Here is a 3,021-nt window from a genome sequence, read left to right as displayed (position 1 = left end):
GGCCCGCACGGCCCGGGCCGAGCCGGGCCCGTGGTGGCGCACCCCGAGCAGCAGGGGCCCGGTCCCCCCGTCGCGGTCGCTCACGCGCTCACCTCCCGGCACGCGCGGTAGAAGTCCTTCCAGCCGTCGCGCTCACGGACGACCGCCTCCAGGTACTCCTGCCAGATGACGCGGTCGGCCGCCGGGTCGCGGACGACGGCGCCGAGGATGCCCGCGGCGACATCGCTCGCGCGCAGGACGCCGTCCCCGAAGTGGGCGGCCAGGGCAAGTCCGTTCGTGACGACGGAGATCGCCTCCGCGGTGGACAGCGTGCCGCTGGGCGACTTCAGCTTCGTACGCCCGTCGGCGGTGATGCCGTCGCGCAGCTCGCGGAAGACCGTGACGACGCGGCGGATCTCGTCGACCCCGTCGGGCACCGCGGGCAGGTCGAGGGAGCGGCCGATCTGGTCGACGCGGCGCGAGACGATGTCGACCTCGGCGTCGGCGCTCTCGGGCAGTGGCAGGACCACCGTGTTGAAGCGGCGGCGCAGGGCGCTCGACAGGTCGTTCACCCCGCGGTCGCGGTCGTTGGCCGTGGCGATCAGGTTGAAGCCCCGGACTGCCTGCACCTCCGAGCCCAACTCCGGTATCGGCAGGGTCTTTTCCGACAGGATCGTGATGAGCGAGTCCTGTACGTCGGCGGGGATGCGGGTCAGTTCCTCGACCCGGGCCGTCATCCCCTCCGCCATCGCCCGCATGACCGGGCTGGGCACCAGCGCGTCCCGGCTCGGGCCGTTCGCGAGCAGTTGCGCGTAGTTCCAGCCGTAGCGGATCGCCTCCTCCGGTGTGCCGGCCGTGCCCTGCACGAGGAGGGTGGAGTCGCCGCTGACCGCCGCGGCGAGGTGCTCGGAGACCCATGTCTTGGCCGTGCCGGGCACGCCGAGCAGGAGCAGGGCCCGGTCGGTGGCGAGCGTGGTGACGGCGACCTCGACGATGCGCCGCGGGCCTACGTACTTCGGTGTGATCACCGTGCCGTCCGGCAGTGTGCCGCCGAGCAGGTAGGTCGCGACGGCCCAGGGCGACATCCGCCAGCGGACCGGGCGCGGGCGGTCGTCCTGGGCGGCCAGCGCCGCGAGCTCGGCGGCGAACGCGTCCTCGGCGTGCGGCCGCAGGGCCTCGCCCTCCGCTGCTTCCCGTGTGTGCGCGGAGTGGTGCTGGCTCGGTTCGACGGACGTCTGGTCGACGGACACGGACATGGAGCGGTCCCCCTTGCGGCTCGGCCGGTTCGGATCTGGTTCCACCGTGCCCTACGCCACTGACAATCGGCTCTGAACTGCGAAAACGCACTCGCCGCGGTCGATTGTCAGTGGTGGGACCTACCTTCGATGACATGACTCAGCAGGGGGTGCGCTGGACTGCGGATCAGGTGCTGGCACTGGCGCCTGACGCAGCGTCACGCAAGGCGGGCAGCAAGCTCGGCGCGGCAGGGCCGTGGTCGGAGGCGGGCAGTACGGACGAGGGGACGGTGTGGGGACTGTGCAGGGGAAGCGGCAGCAGGCCGTATCAGACGGTGATCGACATCGCGGACTCCACCGGGCCCGCGTACAAGTGCAGTTGCCCGAGCCGCAAGTTCCCGTGCAAGCACGCGCTGGGGCTGCTGCTGCTCTGGGCGGGCGAGGACGGCACGGTGCCGCGGGGGCAGGTGCCGGACTGGGCGGAGGAGTGGACAGAGGCGAGGAGGAAGCGCGCGGACGACAAACGAGCGGCGAGCGCGGCGGGTTCCCCGGCCTCGGGTGATCCGGAGGCCGCGCGGCGCAGGGCTGAGCGGCGGGCCGAGCACATCACCGCGGGGGCGGCGGAGCTGGAGCAGCGGCTGGCCGATCTGCTCCGGGGCGGCCTGGCCACGGCGGAGCAGGCGGGGTACGGGCTCTGGGAGGAGACGGCGGCCCGGATGGTCGACGCGCAGGCGTCCGGACTGGCGGCCCGCGTACGGGAGTTGGGGGCGATCCCGTCGTCAGGCCCGGGCTGGCCGGTGCGGTTGCTGGAGGAGTGCGCGCTGCTTCATCTCCTCGACCAGGGCTGGCTGCGCCGCGAGCGGCTGCCGGACGGCCTGGCCGCGACGGTCCGTTCACGGATCGGGCTCACCGGATCGGCGGACGGCCCACCGGTCCGCGACCACTGGCTGGTCCTGGCCCAGTACGACACGTCGGACAGCCGCCTCACCACCCGCCGCATCTGGCTGCACGGGGCGGAATCGGCGCGCCCGGTCCTGCTCCTGTCGTACGGGGCGGCCGGCCGCGCACCCGAACTGGCCCTGCCGGTCGGGCTCGCACTCGACGCGGAGGTGTCCGCGTATCCGGGCGCGGGGCAGCTGCGGGCCGCGCTGGGCGAGCAGTTCACGCCTCCGGCGCCCACGGCGATCCGCCCGCCGGGGGTGAGCGTGGCGCAGGCGGCGGCCAAGTACGGCGAGGCGCTCCGGGACGACCCGTGGCTGGACTCCCACCCGGTGACACTCGGCCGCGTCATACCCACGCCCAACGGCGACACCTGGCAACTGGCCGACGCCGAGGGCGAGCTGGCGCTCCCCCTCACCCCGGCGGCCCGGTCCGGCTCGGGCCTGTGGCGCCTGGTCGCCCTCTCCGGCGGCACACCCGTCACGGTCTTCGGAGAGTGCGGCCACCGCGGCTTCACGCCTCTCACGGCCTGGCCGGAGGGCCCGGGCGAGGCGGTGTCGCTGTGCTGACGACGACACCGCTCCCGGCCCCCTCGCCGCCCACGGACCTGACCGACGTGACCGTCGTGACGGACCCGGTGAATCCATGGAAGGGACTCACATGAACAGGACCCCCGCTCCCACCGACACGGCCTCCACGGACGCGTCCGGCGGGAGCCGCTGGGAGGAATCCGGCGGGAGCCGCTGGGAGGAGCTCGTGACCGCGGCGCTCCTGGGCACCGCGCGGCGTACGCCGTCGGGGATTCCGGCCGGCCGGGAGGCACCGACGGCACTGCTGGACGCGGCGGCCGTGGAGACCGTGCGGCGGC

At 74.0% G+C, this 3,021-nt stretch carries 2 protein-coding genes and 1 pseudogene; 2 read left to right on the top strand and 1 reads right to left on the bottom strand.

The window, feature by feature from the left end; genetic code table 11:
- Positions 1 to 80: 80 nt before the first annotated feature.
- Positions 81 to 1,235 carry an AAA family ATPase gene (locus O3Q52_RS51325; RefSeq protein WP_269655281.1) on the bottom strand — a complete coding sequence of 385 codons (1,155 nt, stop codon included), beginning with the start codon at positions 1,233 to 1,235 and terminating at the stop codon, positions 81 to 83.
- Positions 1,236 to 1,369: 134 nt separating this feature from the next.
- On the opposite strand from O3Q52_RS51325, the gene O3Q52_RS51320 reads away from it, so the two are divergent.
- Together O3Q52_RS51320 and O3Q52_RS51315 are read left to right on the top strand one after the other, a co-directional pair.
- Positions 1,370 to 2,722, top strand: coding sequence for an SWIM zinc finger family protein (locus tag O3Q52_RS51320; protein ID WP_269655280.1), 1,353 nt, complete (start codon positions 1,370 to 1,372; stop codon positions 2,720 to 2,722).
- A gap of 91 nt (positions 2,723 to 2,813) precedes the next feature.
- A pseudogene (locus tag O3Q52_RS51315) lies at positions 2,814 to 3,021 on the top strand (hypothetical protein); the annotation flags it as partial.

This window comes from Streptomyces sp. ActVer, assembly GCF_027270795.1.
GTDB classification, from domain to species: domain Bacteria; phylum Actinomycetota; class Actinomycetes; order Streptomycetales; family Streptomycetaceae; genus Streptomyces; species Streptomyces umbrinus_A.
Note: the sequence above shows the minus strand (reverse complement) of the source record. Positions and strands in the feature narration are given on the sequence as shown.